This is a genomic window from Streptomyces sp. NPDC103540 (assembly GCF_055584445.1).
The window spans coordinates 130,690-150,026 of sequence record NZ_JBVJMA010000014.1 but is presented as its reverse complement, the minus strand read 5'-3'; the positions used below and the strand labels follow the sequence as shown (position 1 = coordinate 150,026).

At 75.2% G+C, this 19,337-nt stretch carries 15 protein-coding genes; 10 read left to right on the top strand and 5 right to left on the bottom strand.

From position 1 onward, the window contains the following. The first annotated feature begins 14 nt into the window (after positions 1 to 14). The 3 genes from ACZ6ZI_RS30095 to ACZ6ZI_RS30085 are packed head-to-tail and all read left to right on the top strand — an operon-like array spanning position 15 to position 2,808. Positions 15 to 1,010, top strand: coding sequence for an ABC transporter substrate-binding protein (locus ACZ6ZI_RS30095; RefSeq protein WP_469526010.1), 996 nt, complete (start codon positions 15 to 17; stop codon positions 1,008 to 1,010). Further along, the gene (locus ACZ6ZI_RS30090; RefSeq protein ID WP_469526007.1) at positions 1,007 to 2,032 is read left to right on the top strand and encodes a FecCD family ABC transporter permease; all 1,026 of its coding nucleotides are present in this window, start codon (positions 1,007 to 1,009) and stop codon (positions 2,030 to 2,032) included. The genes ACZ6ZI_RS30095 and ACZ6ZI_RS30090 overlap by 4 nt, the downstream gene beginning before the upstream one ends. Next, complete coding sequence (locus ACZ6ZI_RS30085; protein ID WP_469526005.1) at positions 2,029 to 2,808, top strand: ABC transporter ATP-binding protein; 780 nt, start codon at positions 2,029 to 2,031, stop codon at positions 2,806 to 2,808. The genes ACZ6ZI_RS30090 and ACZ6ZI_RS30085 overlap by 4 nt, the downstream gene beginning before the upstream one ends. Positions 2,809 to 2,832: 24 nt before the next feature. Here the strand turns inward: ACZ6ZI_RS30085 and ACZ6ZI_RS30080 are convergent, their stop codons facing one another. After that, a complete protein-coding gene (locus ACZ6ZI_RS30080) occupies positions 2,833 to 3,216 on the bottom strand; it encodes a VOC family protein (RefSeq protein ID WP_469526004.1) in 384 nt (127 codons plus the stop codon). 225 nt (positions 3,217 to 3,441) lie between these two features. Here ACZ6ZI_RS30080 and galT point away from each other — a divergent pair, with 225 nt between their 5' ends. From galT to ACZ6ZI_RS30065, 3 genes are all read left to right on the top strand, one after another. After that, positions 3,442 to 4,497: a galactose-1-phosphate uridylyltransferase gene (gene galT / locus ACZ6ZI_RS30075; protein WP_469526003.1), complete on the top strand. Its 1,056-nt coding sequence runs from the start codon at positions 3,442 to 3,444 to the stop codon at positions 4,495 to 4,497. Beyond that, entirely contained in the window at positions 4,494 to 5,678 is a 1,185-nt protein-coding gene (galK, locus tag ACZ6ZI_RS30070; protein ID WP_469526000.1) for a galactokinase, read from the top strand. The genes galT and galK overlap by 4 nt, the downstream gene beginning before the upstream one ends. 155 nt (positions 5,679 to 5,833) lie before the next feature. Then, positions 5,834 to 6,778 (top strand): aldo/keto reductase, encoded by a 945-nt coding sequence (locus ACZ6ZI_RS30065; protein WP_469525998.1) that lies wholly within the window; start codon positions 5,834 to 5,836, stop codon positions 6,776 to 6,778. A 125-nt stretch (positions 6,779 to 6,903) separates the two neighbouring features. Here ACZ6ZI_RS30065 and ACZ6ZI_RS30060 read toward each other — a convergent pair whose 3' ends face one another. After that, positions 6,904 to 7,770: an ABC transporter permease gene (locus ACZ6ZI_RS30060; protein ID WP_469525995.1), complete on the bottom strand. Its 867-nt coding sequence runs from the start codon at positions 7,768 to 7,770 to the stop codon at positions 6,904 to 6,906. Next, on the bottom strand, positions 7,767 to 10,529 hold the full coding sequence (locus ACZ6ZI_RS30055) for a CocE/NonD family hydrolase (RefSeq protein ID WP_469525994.1): 2,763 nt from the start codon (positions 10,527 to 10,529) through the stop codon (positions 7,767 to 7,769). The genes ACZ6ZI_RS30060 and ACZ6ZI_RS30055 overlap by 4 nt, the downstream gene beginning before the upstream one ends. 207 nt (positions 10,530 to 10,736) lie before the next feature. On the opposite strand from ACZ6ZI_RS30055, the gene ACZ6ZI_RS30050 reads away from it, so the two are divergent. The 3 genes from ACZ6ZI_RS30050 to ACZ6ZI_RS30040 are packed head-to-tail and all read left to right on the top strand — an operon-like array spanning position 10,737 to position 13,282. Beyond that, positions 10,737 to 12,281, top strand: a complete 1,545-nt coding sequence (locus ACZ6ZI_RS30050; protein ID WP_469525991.1) for an ATP-dependent DNA ligase — start codon at positions 10,737 to 10,739, stop codon at positions 12,279 to 12,281. Positions 12,282 to 12,339: 58 nt separating this feature from the next. Continuing rightward, entirely contained in the window at positions 12,340 to 13,008 is a 669-nt protein-coding gene (locus tag ACZ6ZI_RS30045; RefSeq protein ID WP_469525989.1) for a helix-turn-helix domain-containing protein, read from the top strand. A 16-nt stretch (positions 13,009 to 13,024) separates the two neighbouring features. Next, on the top strand, positions 13,025 to 13,282 hold the full coding sequence (locus ACZ6ZI_RS30040) for a DUF6126 family protein (RefSeq protein WP_469525986.1): 258 nt from the start codon (positions 13,025 to 13,027) through the stop codon (positions 13,280 to 13,282). Here ACZ6ZI_RS30040 and ACZ6ZI_RS30035 read toward each other — a convergent pair. Both ACZ6ZI_RS30035 and ACZ6ZI_RS30030 read right to left on the bottom strand, forming a co-directional pair. Continuing rightward, complete coding sequence (locus ACZ6ZI_RS30035) at positions 13,246 to 13,914, bottom strand: DUF6629 family protein (protein ID WP_469525984.1); 669 nt, start codon at positions 13,912 to 13,914, stop codon at positions 13,246 to 13,248. The two genes, ACZ6ZI_RS30040 and ACZ6ZI_RS30035, sit on opposite strands and share 37 nt — an antisense overlap. 16 nt (positions 13,915 to 13,930) lie before the next feature. Next, positions 13,931 to 15,457, bottom strand: coding sequence for an MFS transporter (locus ACZ6ZI_RS30030; protein WP_469525982.1), 1,527 nt, complete (start codon positions 15,455 to 15,457; stop codon positions 13,931 to 13,933). Between the two features lie 269 nt (positions 15,458 to 15,726). Between ACZ6ZI_RS30030 and ACZ6ZI_RS30025 the strand changes: the two genes are divergently transcribed. Continuing rightward, positions 15,727 to 19,302, top strand: coding sequence for a S8 family serine peptidase (locus ACZ6ZI_RS30025; protein ID WP_469525979.1), 3,576 nt, complete (start codon positions 15,727 to 15,729; stop codon positions 19,300 to 19,302). Positions 19,303 to 19,337: the final 35 nt, after the last annotated feature.

Below are 19,337 nucleotides of genomic sequence, written 5' to 3'. Positions count from 1 at the left end.
GGAGAGGCTCCGCCATGTCGCGTTCCCGCGCCGCCCTGCGCGCGTTCCTGCCGCTCGCCCTGCTCATACCGCTCGCCGCGTGCTCCGGCTCGTCCGGGAAGTCCGACCCGACGGCGGGTGAGGCCCCGAAGGCCGCGCCCGGCTTCCCGTACACCGTCACCAACTGCGGGGTCAGCACCACCTACCAGGCCCCGCCCGGGCGTGCGGTGACCATGAACCAGCACGCCACCGAGATCATGCTGGCCCTCGGGCTGCAGGACCGGATGGTCGGCACCGCCTACCTCGACGACTCGGTCCTGCCCGCCTACCGGCCGGCCTACGACAAGATCAAGGTGCTGGCGCGGGAGTACCCCTCGAAGGAGGTGCTCCTCGGCGCCAACCCCGACTTCGTGTACGGCGGTTACGCCAGCGCCTTCGACAAGGGGCAGGGCCGCGACCGCGAGGGCCTCGCGAAGTCGGGCGTCAACACCCGCCTCAGCGTGGAGTACTGCACCCAGGGCCCGGTGGGCGTCAGCCAACTGAAGACCGAGATCGGCGAGGTCGCGCGCACCTTCGGCGTACCCGAGCGCGGCGACGCCCTGATCGCGGACGAGCAGCGCCGCATCGACGCCGTCACCGCCCGCGTGAAGGACCGCACCCGTCCGTCCGTCTTCGTCTACGACTCGGGCGAGGGCTCCGCCTTCACCTCCGGCGGCAGCGGCATCGGCAACGAGATCATCTCCTTGGCGGGCGGCACGAACGTCTTCGCCGACCTGAACGACACCTTCGGCGACGTCCCGTGGGAGAAGGTCATCGAGCGGGCGCCCCAGGTCGTGCTGATCTACGACTACGGCGGCACCACCGTCGAGGAGAAGAAGCGCCGCCTGCTGAACGACCCGGCGCTCGCCTCCGTCCCCGCCGTCCGTGACCGGAAGTTCGTCGTCCTGCCGCTGTCCTCCGCCGTGCTCGGCGTCCGCGTCGCCGACGCCGTCGAGTCCCTGGGGTCCCAGCTGCACCCCGACGCCGCGTGAGGCGGCGCCGAACCGCCTCCGTCCTCGCCCTGCTGACCGTCGCGCTCCTCGCCTCGACCGTCGCCGGCCTCGCCCTGGGGCCCGTACGGATCCCCCCGGGGCAGGTGCTCGACATCCTGCGCGCCGGCCCCGGGCCCGGCGGCGGGGCCTTCGCCTCCATCGTGTGGGACGTACGGATGCCCCGGGTGCTCCTCGGAGCGGTCGTCGGCGCGGGGCTCGCCGTCTGCGGCACGGTGCTCCAGGCCCTGGTGCGCAACCCGCTCGCCGACCCCTTCCTGCTCGGCGCCTCCTCGGGCGCCTCGGCGGGAGCGGTCCTGGTCATCGTGTTCGGCGCGGTCGGGATCCTCGGCGGGGTGGGCCTGCCCCTCGCCGCCTTCGTCGGCTCCCTGGTCGCCCTCGTCGCCGTCTACGCCCTCGCCCGACGCGGCACGACCATGACCACCGGACGTCTGATCCTCGCCGGCGTCGCCGTCCAGTACGTCCTGTCCGCCTTCACCAGCCTGATCCTCGTCCTGTCCGCCCAGCCCGACCAGGTCCGCTCCGTGCTGTTCTGGACGCTCGGCGGCCTCGGAGGCGCCCGCTGGGACGAACTCGCCCTGCCGGCGGTCGCCCTGCTGCTGGGCACCGCCCTGCTCGTCACCCTCGCCCGGCCGCTCGACCTGCTCCTCGCCGGGGAGGAGGGAGCCCGCACCCTCGGCCTGGACGCCGGCCGCTTCCGGGCCGGCGTCTTCGTCCTCACCTCCCTGGTCATCGGGGTGCTGGTGGCCTACAGCGGGGCGATCGGCTTCGTCGGCCTGATGGTCCCGCACGCCGCCCGGATGGTGGTCGGCGCCGGCCACCGGGCGCTGCTGCCGGTGTCCGCGCTGGCCGGAGCGGTCTTCCTGACCCTGGCCGACCTGCTCGCCCGGACCGCCGCCGCCCCGGAGGAGATACCGGTGGGCGTGGTCACCGCACTGGTGGGCGGGCCGTTCCTGCTGTGGATGCTGCGCCGGTCCACCCGTACCGAAGGGATCACCGGATGACCGCCCGCCCTCCCGCGGCCCTCGCCGTCGAGGCCCTGCGCTACGAGGTCGACGGACACACCCTGCTGCACGGCGTCGACCTCGCCGCCCGGCCCGGCGAGACCGTCGGCGTCGTCGGCCCCAACGGCAGCGGGAAGACCACCCTGCTGCGCTGCGTCCACGGCGCGCTGCGCCCCACCGCCGGCCGCGTGCTCCTCGACGGGCTCGACGCCGGGGAGTTGGGCGTCAAGGAACGCGCCCGCGTCGTGGCGGTCGTCCCCCAGGACGCCGACGGGACCTTCGGACTGACGGTCCACGAGGTCGTCGCCATGGGGCGCAGCCCGCACAAGCGGTTCTGGGAACAGGACGGGGCCGGGGACAGGCGGCTGGTGGCCGAGGCGCTGGAGACCGTGGGGATGGCGGCGTTCGCCGCGCGTGCCTTCGGCGAACTCTCCGGCGGCGAGCGCCAGCGGGTGCTCGTCGCGCGCGCCCTCGTCCAGGAGCCGGGGCTCCTCGCCCTCGACGAGCCGACCAACCACCTGGACATCCGCTACCGGTTGGAGGTCCTCGCACTGGTCCGGGGACTCGCCGCCACCGGCCTGCTCGTCCTGCACGACCTCAACCTGGCCGCCTTCTTCTGCGACCGGCTGTACGTCCTGTCGGGCGGCACGGTGGTGGCGGCGGGCCCGCCGGCCGAGGTCCTCACCCCGGAGCTGCTGAAGGAGGTCTACGGAGTGCGGGCCGAGGTCGCGCCGCATCCGACGACGGGCGTCCCGAACATCGTCTACCTGCCCTGAGCGTGCCCCGGAGGCCGGGGCCGATCAGCCGCCGTACGGGCGGGTGATGATCTCCATGGCGTGGCCGGAGGGGTCGAGGAAGTAGACCCCCCGGCCGCCGTCGTTGTGGTTGATCTCGCCCGGGTGCCTGCGGTGCGGGTCGGCGAAGAACTCGACGCCCGCCTCCTTGATCTTCTCGAAGGCGGAGTCGAACTCCTCCTCCGAGATGAGGAAGGCGTAGTGCTGCACGGTGACGGGCTCGTCCGCACCGACGGTCGCGAAGTCCAGGGTGACGCCGTTGTCCGTCGTGACGGGGACGAACGGGCCCCATTCGGGACCGACCTCCAACCCGAGGACCCGGGCGAGGAATTCGGCGGACTCCCGGTTGTCACGGGAGTGGATGATCGTGTGGTTCAGCTGTACCGACATGAGTGGATGCCTCCGAAAGGCACGTCACGGCGCCTCCATGCCTCACCCGGTCGGTGACCGGCACGCGACGCCGTCGTCATGATCGTAAACAGCGGCCCGGGCGGAAGTCCACCGATATCCGGCCGGCCGGCCCGCGGGCCGGAGCACCCCCGGCCCCGGGGCGGGGAACGCCGCCCCGCCCCGGTTCGCGGTACGGTCGGCACCCTCCGGTGAGAGGATCCGCCCGTGAAGCGCACCCGCACCCACCTCGCCGACGGCCGCGAGATCCTCTACTACGACACCGCCGACACCGGTGGCGGAGCCACCCGGGCCGTTCCCGACGGCCGCCCCCTCGCCGCCGGCGCCCCCGCCTCCGAGGTGCGCCGCGACCCCCTGCTCGGCGACCCCGTCGTCATCGCCTCCCACCGCCAGGGCCGCACCCACCTGCCCCCCGCCGCGGACTGCCCGCTGTGCCCCTCCACGCCCGACCGCGCGAGCGAGGTCCCGGCACCCGACTACGAGGTGGCGGTCTTCGAGAACCGTTTCCCCTCCCTCGCCGGCGACACGGGCCGCTGCGAGGTGGTCTGCTTCACCCCGGACCACCACGCCTCCTTCGCCGACCTCGACGAGGAACGCGCCGCCCTCGTCCTCGCCGCCTGGACCGACCGCACCGCCGAACTCTCGGCCCGCCCGGGCGTGCGGCAGGTCTACTGCTTCGAGAACCGCGGCGCCGAGATCGGCGTCACCCTCGGCCACCCCCACGGCCAGATCTACGCCCTCCCCTTCGTCACCCCCCGCACCACGCGCATGGTCGACACCGTCGCCGCCCACCGCGCCCGCACCGGCGGCAACCTCTTCGAGGAGGTCCTCGCCGCCGAACGGGCCGCGCCCGCCGCGACCACCCGCGTGGTCCTCGAAGGCGAGCACTGGAGCGCCTTCGTCCCCTACGCCGCCCGCTGGCCCTACGAGGTCCACCTCTACCCGCACCACCGGGTGCCCGACCTGCCCGCCCTCGGCACGGCGGCCCGCGCCGAGTTCCCCCGTCTCTACCTGGAGCTGCTGCGCCGCTTCGACCGGCTGTTCGCGCGGCCCGACCCGACGCCGTACGTCTCCGCCTGGCACCAGGCGCCGGCCGGAGCGGAACGGGAGCACTTCGCCCTGCACCTGGAGCTGTTCACCGTCCGGCGCACCGCCGACAAACTGAAGTACCTCGCCGGCACCGAATCCGGCATGGAGGCCTACATGAACGACGTCCGGCCCGAGGACGCGGCCGCCCGGCTGCGGGAGGTGGCGAGCCCGTGAGCCGCACGGAGACGGAGTTCCTGGAGCTGTACGGCGTCCCGCCCGAAGGGGTCTGGGCGGCGCCCGGCCGGGTCAACCTGATCGGCGAACACACCGACTACAACGACGGCTTCGCCCTGCCCTTCGCCCTCCCGCAGCGCACCGAGGTGGCGGTGGCCCGCCGCACCGACGGACTGCTGCGCCTGCACTCCGCCGACGTCCCCGGCGGGGTGGTCACGCTGGAGCTCGCCGACCTCGACCCGGCCCGCCCCCCGCGCGGCGCCGCCCGCTGGGCCGGCTATCCCGCCGGCGTGGTCTGGGCCCTGCTGGAGTCCGCGCGGGCGCCGGGCGCGCGGGGCGCCGGCGAGCCCGTCACCGGCGCAGACCTGCACGTGCGTTCCACCGTCCCGACCGGCGCCGGGCTGTCCTCATCCGCCGCGCTGGAGGTGGCCACCGCCCTCGCCCTGACCGAGCTGTACGGTCTCGCGCCGACCCGCCCCGAGCTGGCCGCGCTCGCCCGCCGCGCGGAGAACGCGTACGTGGGCGTCCCCTGCGGGGTCATGGACCAGATGGCCTCCGCCTGCGCCACCGAGGGCAACGCCCTGCACCTGGACACCCGGACCCTGCGGACGGCCCACGTGCCCTTCGACTGCGCCGCCGCCGGCCTGGCCCTGCTCGTCATCGACACCCGCGTCTCCCACGACCTCGCCGACGGTGCCTACGCCGAACGGCTCGCCTCCTGCCGGCGGGCCGCCGCCGCGCTCGGCCTGCCCGCCCTGCGCGACCTGCCGTACGCGGACCTCGAAGCGGCCCTCGCCCGGCTCGCGGACGCCACCGACCGGCGCCGCGTGCGCCACGTGGTGACGGAGAACGAACGCGTGGCCCGCGTGACGGAACTGCTGCGCGCCGGACGGCTGCGCGAGACGGGCCCGCTGCTCGGCCGGGGACACGCCTCCCTGCGCGACGACTACGAGGTCTCGTGCCCGGAACTCGACCTCGCCGTCGCCACCGCCGAGGCGGCCGGCGCGTACGGGGCCCGGATGACCGGCGGCGGTTTCGGAGGCTCCGCGCTGGCGCTGATCGACGCCGACGCGGCCCCGGAGGTGACCCGGGCGCTGACACGGGCCTTCCACCGGGCCGACTTCGCCCCGCCCCGCGTCACCACCGCGGCCCCCGCCCCGGGAGCCGCCCGCCTGCGCTGACCGCCGCGCCGACCGGCCCCGGGTTGACAGGCCCGCGCCGGCCGCCGTGCGGGCCGGCCGGGAAGGGCCCTTCCCGGCCCCGCGAGCCGCCCTAGGATGATCACCCGAACCGTCGCCGTCGGACGACGGGCGAGCGAGTACGGAGGAGTCGTCCCATGCGCCACGTCCCCCTGGGTGATTCGGGCCTTCAGGTGTCCGTCGTCGGCCTCGGCTGCAACAACTTCGGCGGTCGCCTCGACGCCGCCGCCACCCGTTCCGTCGTCGACGCCGCGCTCGACGCGGGCGTCACCTTCCTCGACACCGCCGACATCTACGGCGGGCGCGGCGGCTCCGAGAGCCACCTCGGCCAGGCCCTCAAGGGCCGCCGCGACCGGGTCGTCCTCGCCACCAAGTTCGGCTACGACGGCGTCGACATGGGCTACGGCCCCGCCGTCGGACCGCGCGGCGGGCGCGGCTACGTCCGCCGCGCCGTGGAGGAGTCCCTGCGCCGCCTGGAGACCGACCACATCGACCTCTACCAGCTGCACAGCCCCGACCCGTCCACCCCGATCGCCGAAACCCTCGGCGCGCTCGGCGAACTCGTCACCGAGGGCAAGGTCCGCGCCATCGGACACTCCAACCTCACCGGCGCGCAGGTCACCGAGGCCGCCGAGGTCGCCGCCGGAATCGGGGCGACCCCCTTCGTCTCGGCCCAGAACGAGTGGTCGCTCCTCAACCGGGCCGTCGAGGGCGACCTCGTGCCCGCCGCCCTGCGCCACGGCCTCGGCGTCCTGCCCTACTTCCCCCTCGCCAACGGCCTGCTCACCGGCAAGATCCGCCGGGGCGCCCCGGTGCCCGCCGGCTCCCGCCTCGAAGGACGCGACTCCTACCTGACCGACGAGCGCCTCGACACCGTCGAAGCCCTGGCCGCGATCGGCGAGAAGCACGGCCGCACCCTGCTGGAACTCGCCATCGGATGGCTGATCGCCCAGCCGGGCTGCGCCTCCGTCATCGCCGGCGCCACCTCCGCCGAACAGATCCGGGCCAACGCCGCCGTCGCCGACCGGCCCCTCGACGCCGCACTGCTCGCCGAGATCGACGCCGTCACCCCCTCCGCGTGAGCGCCGCGCCGCGGACGGCCCGGCGCGCCTGACGCCCCGGGCCGCACACGGCGAAGCCGTCGGGGAGGTCCGCGACCTCCCCGACGGCTTCGACCGCAGGCGCCCCGCCCGGGCGGGGGCCCGCCCTACGACACGATGTCCTTGCGGGCGAACCCGCGGAACGCCAGCGCGAACAGCACCACCGCGTACGAGACCGACACGGCCGCGCCCTTGACCATCCCGCCCCACTCCAGCTGCGGTTGCAGGGCGTCCACCCAGGCGAACTGCCAGTGCGCGGGCAGGAACTCGCGCCACGACCCCAACGCGGTCACAGCGTCCAGGACGTTGCCCACGATGGTCAGCCCGACGGCGCCGCCGACCGCGCCGAGCGGGGCATCGGTCCGCGTCGACAGCCAGAACGCGAGCCCGGCCGTGACCAGTTGCGACACGAAGACGAAGGCCACGGCCAGCGCCAGGCGCGGCAGCGCGTCCCCGGCGGCCAACTCCCCGCCCGTCGGAAGCCGCAGCGGTCCCCATCCGTACGCGGCCGTACCCGCCGCCAGCGCCACCACCGGCAGCAGCACGATCGCGGCGAGGCTGAACGCCAGCGCCACCACCAGCTTGCTCCACAGCAGGCGCGCCCTCGGCACGGGCGAGGCCAGCAGGTAGCGCAGCGAGGACCAGCCGGCCTCCGAGGCCACCGTGTCCCCGCAGAACAGCGCCACCGGGATCACGAGCAGGAACCCGGCCGACACGAACAGGCAGGTCACCGCGAAGTTCGCGCCGGAGGCCGTCGCCGTGTCGATCATGCTGATCCGGCCGTTGTCCCCGCCGCGGTCGCCGTCGGGCCCGCCGCCCACCGCGAACGCGATGATCATGACGAAGGGGAGCGCGGCCAGTACCCCGGCCATCACCAGCGTCCTGCGACGGCGCCACTGGCGCAGCGCCTCCACCCGCAGCGGCAGCGTGTGCCCCGCCCGGTAGCCGGGCGCGGTCTCCTGCACGGCGCTCATGCCGTTCCTCCGATCAGGGTGAGGAAGGCGTCCTCCAGCCGTCGGTGGGGTCCCACCGAGGTCACCGGTACCTCCAGCCGTACGAGTGCCACGATCAGCGCGGCGGGCGAGGACCCGTCCAGCCGCACCAGCAGCCCCTCCTCGGCGGCCACCGCCGAGGCCACGCCCTCCAGGGCCGCGACCTTCCGCACGACCGTCTCGTCCACCGGCCCGTCGACGCCCACCAGCAGGGTGTCCCCGCCGCCGGTGATCTCGCCGACCTCGCCCGCCCGCACCAGGCGCCCGCGGTCCATGACCACCAGGTGGGTGCAGGACTGCTCCACCTCCGACAGGAGGTGGCTGGAGACGATGACGGTCCGTCCGCCGGCGGCGTAGCGGATCATCACGTCGCGCATCTCGCGGATCTGCGGCGGGTCCAGACCGTTCGTCGGCTCGTCCAGGATCAGCAGGTCCGGCATGCCCAGCATGGCCTGGGCGATGGCGAGGCGCTGGCGCATGCCCTGCGAGTACGTGCGCACGGCCCGTTCCAGGGCGTCGCCGAGCCCGGCGATCTCCAGGGCCTCCGCCATGTGCGCGTCCTCGACCGGCCGGCCGGTGGCCTGCCAGTACAGCTCCAGGTTGGCCCGACCCGTCAGGTGCGGCAGGAACCCGGCGCCCTCCACGAAGGCGCCGACCCGCGACAGGACCGGGGCGCCGGGACGGATCGCGTGTCCGAACACCCGGATCTCCCCGGCGTCCGGGGTGATCAGCCCCATCAACATCCGCAGGGTCGTGGTCTTCCCCGCCCCGTTGGGCCCGAGCAGACCGAGCACCTGGCCCTTCTCCACCCGGAAGGACAGGTCGCGCACGGCGTAGCGGTCGCGGGCCTTGGCGTAGCGCTTCGTCAGCCCGGTGATGTCCAGCGGTACGTCGGCCAGTGCGGGGTCGTGGCCCGCCGTCGCCGCCGTCCGCGCCGGTCCGCGGCCCCCGCCGGTGCGGCGGATGCCGAGCAGGGCGGCGGCCAGGGCCACCGCGCCGAGCGGGAGCGCCCAGGTCCAGGCGGGCAGCCCGGCCGGGGCGGACCGCACGCCGTCCGCGACGGGCACCTCCAGCGGGCCCTTCACCGCGACGGTGTAGGAGGCCGGGGCGGCGGGGGAGGCGTAGGCGAGGTCGGTGGCGGCGACCACCAGCCGCAGCCGGTGCCCGGCCTGGACGGCGTGGTCCACGGCCGGCAGCCGCAGCCGCACGGTCCTGCCCGCCGCGGCGTCCTCCACCCGTACCGGGGCCACCAGCTGGTGCGGCAGCACCTGCTGCCGGCCGTCCGGGCCGACGTCGTACACCTTGCCGAACAGCACGGCGGAGCCGTCGGCGGCCGTCGACCTCACGTCGAGGGTGACGGTCGGCGTCCCGGTGATCCGCAGTTCCTCCGTCAGCGGCCGCGACTCGAAGGCGGCGTGCTGCCCGGGGAAGTCCAGGGAGAGCCCGGTGCCGAGCGCCGCGAGGCCACCGCCGATGCCGGGCAGCGAGGAGATGGACGGCGGGGTGCCGCCCGCCGGGTTGGCGAAGGTCTGCTCCCGCCCCTCCAGGGCGAAGGCCCGGGGGTCGGAGTCGAGTCCGGGGTAGCGGTCGGAACTCGCGCCGCGGACCATGATCCGGCCGTCGGTGGAGTCGATGCCGCCGGTGCGCGAGACCCGGAACGCGGGTCCCGTGTCGACGCCCTCGTCCCCCTTGAGGTGACGGTCGAACCAGGACGCCACGCGGGCCTCGACGCGGTCGGCGTCGCGCATGCCGCCGTCGTGCCCGCCGGCCGCCCAGTCCACGGAGACGGGCGCGCCGTTGGCCGCGATGGCCTTCGCCATGGCGTCGGCCTGGCCCAGCGGGAAGAGGGAGTCGTCCTGGCCCTGCACGATCAGGGTCGGCACCTTGATCCGGTCGGCCACGGCGGAGGGGCTGCGCCGTTCCAGCAGTTCGCGGGCCTCGGCGTCCGGCCTGCCCGCCACCGCGACGCGTTCGTACATGGCGCACAGCGCCGGCTCGAACCGCCCGCAGGCGGCGGCCGGGCCCCGGCCCGAGGCCTCCGCCCGTCCGGGCGCCGCGCCGGCCGGCGGGGCGTCGGGCGCCGTTCGGGCGGGCCCGTCCGTCCGCAGGCCCCCGGTCGCGCCCGTCGTGAAGAAGATCCCGGTCCACAGCTTCTTGAAGACGCCGTCGGGGAAGAGGGAGTCCGCCAGGTTCCAGTACGTGATCTGCGGGGCGATCGCGTCCACCCGACGGTCGTACCCGGCGGCCAGCAGGGAGACCGCCCCGCCGTAGGAGGCCCCGGCGACGCCGACGCGCGGGTCGCCGTCCGCGTCGAGCCGCACCTCGGGCCGCTTCGCGAGCCAGTCGACCAGCGCGGAGACGTCCTTGACCTCGTGCTCGGGGTCGTTCAGCCCGATCGCCCCGCCGGAGCGGCCGAAACCGCGCGCCGACCAGGTCATGACGGCGTACCCGTCCCGGGCCAGCCGCTCCGCCTGCGCCCGGACGTCCTCCTTGCTGCCGCCGAACCCGTGCCCCAGGAGCACGGCGGGCCGTCGGCCGTCGGTGTCCCCGGCCGCGGCGGCCGTGAAGTAGGAGGTGTCGATGGCGGCGCCGGGCAGGTCGAGGACCTGGTCCTGACGGTGCACCGCCGGGGCTTCCCCGGCGGCCACCGCCGTCCAGGTCCCGGCGCCCGCCAGGACGGCGAGGGCGGCGGCGCCGGAGAGCAGCCGGTCCCGGCGGCGCCGGGGCAGTCGTAGCTTCATACCGGGAACCCTAAGGGTCGGGGTGCCCCGACCCGAGCTCCCTCAGGGGGAGCCCCGCCCCTTCTCCAGGCGTACGCGCCCCGGCCGGCGTACCGCGTTCGTGGTACGCCCGCGCCGGCCCGACCGGTCCCCGTCCCGGTTCCGTCCGCGTCCCGCCCGCTCCCGCCCGACCTGCGGGGGCGGCCCGGCGGCGGCAGGATGGGCGGCATGCTGCTGGCCGAGGTCGCCCGCGTGTCCCGGGAGGTCGCCCGTACCTCCGCCCGTTCCCGGAAGGTCGCCCTGCTCGCGGAGGTGTTCGGGGCCGCGCGGGCCGAGGAGGCGGCGCTGGTCGTCTCCTACCTCTCCGGGCGCCTGCCCCAGGGCCGCCCGGGCGTCGGGTGGCGCGCCCTCGCCCCCGAGGTCCCCCCGGCCCCGCGGCCCACCCTGACCGTGACCGCCGTCGACGCGGCCGTCACGGAGCTGGCCGCCGTCGCCGGCGCGGGATCCCGCGACGCCCGGCACCGGATCGTGGCGGAGCTGCTCGGCGCCGCCACCGAGGACGAGCAACGGTTCCTGCGCGGCCTGCTGTCCGGCGAGGTGCGCCAGGGAGCCCTCGACGCCGTGGCCCTGGAAGGGGTGGCCTCCGCCGCCGGGGTGCCCGCCGCCGCGCTGCGCCGGGCCGTCATGCTGGACGGATCCCTGCCCCGGGTGGCGGCCGCCGCGCTGACGGGGGGAGCGCGGGCGCTGGGCGCGGTGACGCTGCGGGTGGGGCGGCCGGTCCAGCCGATGCTGGCCGGGACGGCCCGGTCCGTGGCCGACGCCCTGGCCGCGCTGGGGCCGTGCGCCGTGGAGGAGAAACTCGACGGGATCCGCGTCCAGGTCCACCGGGAGGGGGACGACGTACACATCCACACCCGTTCCCTGGACGAGATCACCGACCGGCTCCCGGAAGTGGCCGAACTGGCCCGGAGCCTGCCGGCGGAGCGGTTCATCCTGGACGGGGAGGTCATCGGGGAGGGCCCCGACGGGCGCCCCGTGCCCTTCCAGGAGATCGCCTCCCGGGTCGGCTCGCGGGTGGACGTGGCGGCGGCGCGGCGCACCCTGCCGGTGACGGCCTACTTCTTCGACGTGCTCGCGCTCGAGGACCGGGTCCTGCTCGACCTGCCCGTCCGCGACCGGTACGCGCGGCTGGCCGCGCTCGTCCCCGAGGCCTCCCGGGTGCGCCGACTGGTGGTCGAGGACCCGGCGGTGCAGGCGGCCGAGGCCGAGCGGTTCTGGGCGCGGGCGCTGGAACGGGGCCACGAGGGGGTCGTCGTCAAGGCCCTGGACTCCGTCTACGAGGCGGGCCGGCGCGGCAAGCGGTGGCTGAAGGCGAAGCCGGTGCACACGCTGGACCTGGTGGTTCTCGCCGCCGAGCGGGGCCACGGCCGGCGCACCGGGCTGCTGTCGAACCTGCACCTGGGCGCGCGCGCCGCCGACGGCACGTTCGCCATGCTGGGCAAGACCTTCAAGGGGCTCACCGACGAGACGCTGCGGTGGCAGACGCGACGGCTGGGCGAGCTGGCCGTCGAGGACGACGGGTTCACGGTGCGGGTGCGCCCCGAGCTGGTGGTCGAGATCGCCTACGACGGCCTGCAACGCTCCTCCCGCTACCCGGCGGGGGTGGCCCTGCGCTTCGCCCGGGTGCTGCGTTACCGCCCGGACAAGAACGCGGACCAGGCGGACACGGTGGAGACGGTGCTGGAGGGCCGATCGGGCACGGACGGGCCGTGATTTTGCCCCAGAGGCAAGGAAGATTGCCAGGAAGGCAAGAATCTGGCTCAATCGGAGCATGACGTCCCGCCCCGAGGCCCCCACGGCCCCCGCCGCCGACGGCATCCAGGGTACCCGGGCGCCCGACGGCGCCACCGACGGACTGCCCGCCGTGGCCCCGCAACTGCGCGAGCTGCGCCGTCGCGCCGGCCTCACCCTGGAGGCCGCCGCCGCCCGCGCCTCCCTCTCGCCGGCGCACCTGTCCCGGCTGGAGACCGGCCGGCGCCAGCCCTCCCTGCCCCTGCTGCTCGAACTCGCCCGCACCTACGGCACCACCGTCTCCGAGCTGCTCGGCGAGACCCCGGCCGTCGCCGACCCCATCGTGCGGGCCGGCGGGCCGGGGGCCCGGGAGGCCGACGGATGGACGTACTGGCAGGCCGGCGGCTCCGGACGGGGGATGCAGGCCCTGCGCGTGCACGTCCCGTACGGGGGCGGCCAAGGCGAGCTGGTCCGCGTCCACCCGGGGGAGGAGTGGCTGTACGTGCTCACGGGGCGGCTGCGGCTTCGGCTGGGGGAGACGGAGTCCCTGCTGGAGCCGGGGGACAGCGCGCACTTCGACTCGCTGACGCCGCACCGGATCGGCGCGGCCGAATCCGGCGGGGCCGACCTCCTGTTCGTCCACACGCTGCTCCAGAGCAGCCTCGCCGGGCTGTGCCTCGGCGGAGCCACCACCACGCACCACCGCTGAGCGAGGAGCCGCAACCGTGTCCCAGGCACACGAGACCACGACCCCGACCCCGACCACGCCCTCGAACGAGACCACGACCACGACCACGGACGCGGGGGTCGGCGCCGCCGACGAGACCACCGGCGGGGAAGCGGCCCGGCAGACCCTGCTGGGGCGCATCGAGTCGAAGTTCCCGCGCGGGCTGGTGATCCGACTGATCGCCTACCTCTTCGTCGGTCACCTCTTCGCCTTCTTCGTCTACCTCCTGTTCGTGCTCGGCGGCCAGAACCAGTAGGCCTTCGGGTCCCGGGCGGCGCCCGCGTCGGCCCGCCCCACCCACCCGAACACCAGCAGCGAGGCCACCGCCGCGAAGGCGCACCAGGTGGAGGCGAATTCCAGCCGCCACAGCGCCGCGCACAGCGCCGCCCCCACGGCCAGGACCGCGCCCAGCAGCCGCAGGAGGCGGTCCCCGGCGAGCAGCAGCGAGCCGAGCGTGGCGAACAGGTAGCCCGCCACGACCACCGCCGGGTACGGCACGTCCAGGCCGTACCCGATCACCCGCCCCCGGATCTCGGCGGTCACCGGACGCGTGGCCAGGCAGGCCGCGAGGACGGCGGCCGTCGGCAGGCCGACCACCGCGGGCGGGAGCAGCCGCCGCCGCGTCCGGGGCGCGGCGGCGCACAGCACCGCGAACGGCACCCACACGGCCAGGACCGGCAGGGCGATCACCGCCCACGCGGTGGTGGCGGCGCAGCGGCCGCCGCCCGCGTCCCACACGGCGGCCTCGACCAGCTGGTGCGCCCCGAGCAGCACCGGCAGCGCGGCGACCGGCAGGTCGCGGGCCCGTCGGGTCCGGGCCAGGCACACCACTCCCGCGGCGGTGACGATCGTTCCCGCCGTCAGGTCGGCCGTCGCGCTCCAGCACACGCGGCGCCGCCCGCCCTCAGGCCCCGTCGGACCGCGCCGGCGGGGGCTCGGGCGACGGGTGCGGGGGCGCGTCGGGACAGGCCCCGGGCGGCGGTTCCAGGGGCGGCGCGCAGACCGGGCACTGGGTGCGGCAGCGGGCGTGGGGCGCCCCGGGCGCGGGGGTGCGTACGGTCGCCCAGGCCAGGGCCGCGCCGGCCACCAGGGCGCCCGCGCACCAGAGCATGGAGCGGCCGAACGCGGCGTCGAAGGCCCCGGGTGCGAGGTAGGCGTCCGGGCCCATGCCCGCCAGCAGCGGCAGGGCCGCCACCGCGAGGAGTCCGGCGGCCCGCGCGGCGGCGTTGTTGATGCCGCTGGCCAGGCCGGCCCGTCCGGGATCGACCGAGGCCAGGACGGTCGCGGTGAGCGGGGCCACCAGGGCCGTCATGCCCGCGCCCATCACCACGAGGGCGGGCAGCACGTCCCGTACGTAGGAGGCGTCCGGTCCCACCCGCAGCATCAGCAGGGTCCCGGCCGCGCACAGCAGGGGCCCCACCGTGAGCGGAATCCGAGGGCCGATGCGCTCCCCGAGGGCCGCCGAGCGGGCCGACAGCAGCAGCATCAGGGCGGTGGTCGGCAGCAGGGCGGCGCCGGCGCCGAGGGCGGAGTAGCCGGACACCACCTGGAGCTGGAGCACGACGAGGAAGAAGAAGCCGCCGAAGGCCGCGTACACGCAGAGCGTGACCAGGTTGACGGCGGTGAACTGGCGGGACGCGAAGATGTCCGGCGGCACCATGGGGTCGACGCGGCGCCGTTCCACGACGACGAAGGCGGCGCCCAGCAGGAGGCCGCAGACGGCCGCCACGGTCACCGACAGGGCTCCGGAGCGGGCTTCGATCAGGGCGTACGTGATCAGGGCCAGGGAGGCCGCGCCGAGCACCGCGCCGGCCACGTCGAAGTGCCCGCGCGCCATCGGATCCCGTGATTCCGGTACGTGGCGCAGGGCGACCGGCACGCACAGCGCGGCCAGCGGGACGTTCAGCAGGAATACCCACCGCCAGCCCGGCCCGTCCACCAGCCAGCCGCCCAGGAAGGGGCCGACGGCCGCCCCGACACCGCCGAACCCCGACCACAGGCCGACCGCCCGGGCCCGGTCGTCGGGGCGGATCGAGCCCTGGATCAGGGCCAGGGAGCCGGGGGTGAGCAGGGCGCCGCCGATGCCCTGGAGGGCGCGGGCGGCGATCAGGACCCCGGCGTTCGGTGCGATCCCGCACAGCAGCGAGCCGGCCGCGAACCACACCACGCCGAGGACGAAGATCCGGCGCCGCCCGTAGCGGTCGCCGAGCGCCCCGCCGACCAGGATGAGCCCGGCGAGGGTCACCAGGTAGGCGTTCACCGTCCACTGGAGCACCGCGAGGTCCGCCCCGAGGTCGCGACCGATCCGGGGCAGGGCCACGTTGACCACGGTCGAGTCCAGCAGGGCCATGCCCGATCCCAGCACGGTGGTGAACACGATCCACCGGCCGCGGGCGGAGCCGAGCGGGATCCCGGGAGCGGGTGACGTCATCACCCCAGGCTGTCGCGGACCGCCCGGAAGGGCCAGCCGGCGGGAGGGACCGCCCGGCGGGGGAGAGCCGGCCGACGGGGGAGAGCCGGCCGACGGGAGGGGCCGGCCGACGGGAGGGGCCGGCCGGCCCGAAAGTGGCTCACGAGGCCCTCTTGTAATGAGCATGGCGCCCACATCACCATGACCGCGCACGTCACCGGGGCCCCGCTCGTTCACGGCTCCGACACCAGTCCCGCACGACCCGCACACGGCGTACGAGGAGACCACACGTGGCAAGACGCGACATCCGACGACGATCCTTACGCACGGCGCTCGCCGCGCTCACCGCGGCCCTGCTCCTGCCCCTCGGCGCCGGCGCGGCCGCCGCCGCGCCCGAACCGGGCCCCTTCCCGAGCGCGGCGGAGCGCAAGATCGAACCCGCGCTCCGGGGACAGCTCGAAGGCGACGCCAAGGCCGTCTTCTGGGTCTACCTCGACAGCGCGGCCGACCTCACGGAGGCGCGGGGGCGCCAGACCCGTGAGGCCAAGGCCGAAACCGTGCTGCGCCTGAAGCGGGACCACGCCGACCGCAGCCAGGCCGAACTGCGCAAGGCCCTGGACGGCGCACGCGCCGAGTACACCCCGTACTGGATCGTCAACGCGGTCCGCGTCGTCGGCACGCAGAAGCTCGCCGGGGCCCTCGCCCAGCGGCCCGAGGTCGCGCGCATCGACGCCGACGACAAGGTCACCCTCCCCAAGCCCGCCGAGGGCACCCGGGAGAAGACCGGCGCCGAAGCCGTCGAGTGGAACATCGACCGGATCAAGGCCCCCCAGGTGTGGGACGCCCTCGGGGTGCGCGGCGAGGGCATCGTCGTCGCCAACATCGACAGCGGCGTCGACCACACGCACCCGGCCGTCGCCCGCCAGTACCGCGGGCTCAAGGCCGACGGCGGCTACGACCACAACCACAACTGGTTCGACCCGGCCGGCGTCTGCGCCGGGGCCCAGCCCTGCGACAACAACGACCACGGCACCCACACCATGGGCACGATGGTCGGCGACGACGGCGCCGGCAACCGGATCGGCGTCGCCCCCGGCGCCCGCTGGATCGCCGCCAAGGGCTGCGAGACCAACTCCTGCTCCGAGGCCTCCCTCCTCGCCGCCGGCCAGTGGATCGTCGCCCCGACCGACCTGAACGGCCAGAACCCGCGCCCCGACCTCGCCCCGCACATCGTCAACAACTCCTGGGGCAGCTCGGCCCACGACGACTGGTACCGGCAGATCGTCGACACCTGGCGGGCCGCCGGCATCTTCCCCGCCTTCTCCAACGGCAACTCCGGCCCCTCCTGCTCCACCAGCGGGTCCCCCGGCGACTACGCGAGCTCCTACAGCTCCGGCGCCTTCGACGTGAACAACGCCATCGCCTCCTTCTCCTCGCGCGGCGCCGGCCCCGGCGGCATCGTCAAGCCGAACATCGCCGCCCCCGGCGTCAACGTCCGCTCCTCCGTCCCCGGCGGCGCCTACGAGGCCTTCTCCGGCACCTCCATGGCCTCCCCGCACACCGCCGCCACCGTGGCCCTGCTCTGGTCGGCCGCACCCGCCCTCGTCGGTGACGTCGCCCAGACCGAGTCCCTCCTCGACGGCACCGCCCAGGACACCGACAGCGCCCAGTGCGGCGGCACCGCCGCGAAGAACAACGTCTTCGGCGAGGGCCGGCTCGACGCGCTGGCCGCCGTCAACGCCGCACCGCGCGGCTCCGTCGGCGCCCTCGCCGGCATGGTCCGCTCCGAGGACGGCGCCCCCGTCGCCGGCGCCCGCGTCACCGCCGACGGCCCGACCGACCGCACCACGACCACCGCCGCCGACGGCACCTACCGCTTCCCGGCCCTCTCGGTCGGCTCCTACGCCCTGACCGCCGCCAAGTTCGGCTACGGACAGCGCACCGCGACGGCCGAGGTCACCGAGAACGCCACCGCCACCGGCGACCTCACCCTCACCGCCGCCCCCTCCGGCAAGCTCACCGGCACCGTCTCCACCGCCGCCGGACCGACCGCCGGAGCCTCCGTCACCATCGTCGACACCCCGGTGACGGCGACCACCGACGAGCGGGGCCGCTTCGAGGTCACCCTGCCCCACGGCACCTACGAGATCCGGGCCGGCCACTCCTCGCGCTGCGTCACCACGGGCACGGCCCGCGCCACCGTCGCCGGGGACACCACCGTCGCCGTCGACCTCCCCGAGCGCACCGACGGCTACGGCTACGCCTGCGCCGCCGCGAACGGCCGCCCCTACGCCGCCGGAGACCGACAGCTCGCCCTGACCGGCGACAACACCACCGAGCGCGTCGACCTGCCCTTCCCGCTGCCGCTGTACGGCAAGACGTACGGGCAGGCCTGGATCGGCACCAACGGCACCGTCAGCTTCGGCGGCAACCACACCGCCGACACCAACGCCGACATCCCCGCCACCGGCACGCCCAACGCGGCCCTCTACCCCTTCTGGGACGACCTGGTCGTCGGCGCCGCAGGCAGCGGCTCGGGCGTCTTCACCGCCGTCACCGGCACCGCCCCGCACCGCGCCTACGTCATCGAGTGGCGCGAGGTCTCCCACTGGTCGGCGCAGTCCGACCGCTTCTCCTTCTCCGCCTCCATCGGCGAGGACGGCACCGTCACCTACTCCTACAAGGGCACCGGCGGCACCGGCATCAAGGCCGGCTCCACCGCCACCGTCGGCGTGGAGAACGCCACGGGCACCGACGCCTTCAAGTACTCCTTCAACACCCCCGTCCTGACCGACGGCCTGTCCATCGGCTTCCGCACCACCCGCAGCGGCGTCGTCGCGGGCCGCGTCCTCGACGCCAACGACGGAGCCCCCCTCGCCGGGGCCACCGTCACCGTCGGCACCGGCGACACCGCCGTCTCGGCCGTCACCGCCGCCGACGGCGGCTACGTCGTCCAGAGCCCTTCCGGCGTCCGCACCGTCGCCCTGACCGCCCCGTCCTACGAGGCCGCCCGCGCCGACGTGGACGTCAAGGCGGCCGACGTGACGACCGTCGACCGCTCGCTGCGCACCGGCAAGGTCACCGCCGCCCGCGCGGACGTCGAACTCGTCCTGCCCGCCGGACAGCGCCGCACCCGCACCCTCGACCTCACCAACCCCGGCCTCGGCACCGCGTTCACCGTCGCCGAGGACGCGCCCTGGCTGACGGTCACCCCCGCCGAGGGCACCCTGCCCACCGGCGGCAAGGCGGCCCTCGCCCTGACCGCCGACACCACCGGCCTCGCCCCCGGCACGGTGCTCACCACCGGCCTGCGCATCACCTCGGCCAGTGGCCGCGCCCCCGTCCTCACCGTCCCGGTCAAGATCGTGGTCCCGCGCTACCAGGCCGCCCTCGACACCGGATCCGACCAGGCCGGCACCGACGCCCTGGGCGACGCCTGGTCCCCGGACCGCAAGTACACCCCCGGCTCCTACGGCTACCAGGGCAACTCCTCCGTCCGCTCCACCGGACGCGAGATCGCCGGCACCCAGGACCAGAGGCTGCTGCGCAACGCCCGCGAGGGCATGTACGAGTACCGCTTCGACAACGTCCCGAACGGCACCTACACCGTCGAACTCGGTTTCGCCGAACTCTCCTCGACCCGACCCGACAAGCGCGTCTTCGACGTCCTCGCCGAAGGCGTGCAGGTCCTGCCCTCGCTCGACATCGCCCTGGAGGCCGGTTCGTACAAGGCCCTGACCAAGAGCTACACGGTCACGGTCACGGACGGCGCCCTCAACGTCCGCTTCGTCACGCACAACGGCTTCGGCAAGCCGCTGATCAACTCCCTGCGCGTGACCGACCGGCCCGACCTGCCCCGCCCCTGACCCACGACACCGGCACACGGCCCCCGGGCCGCGTG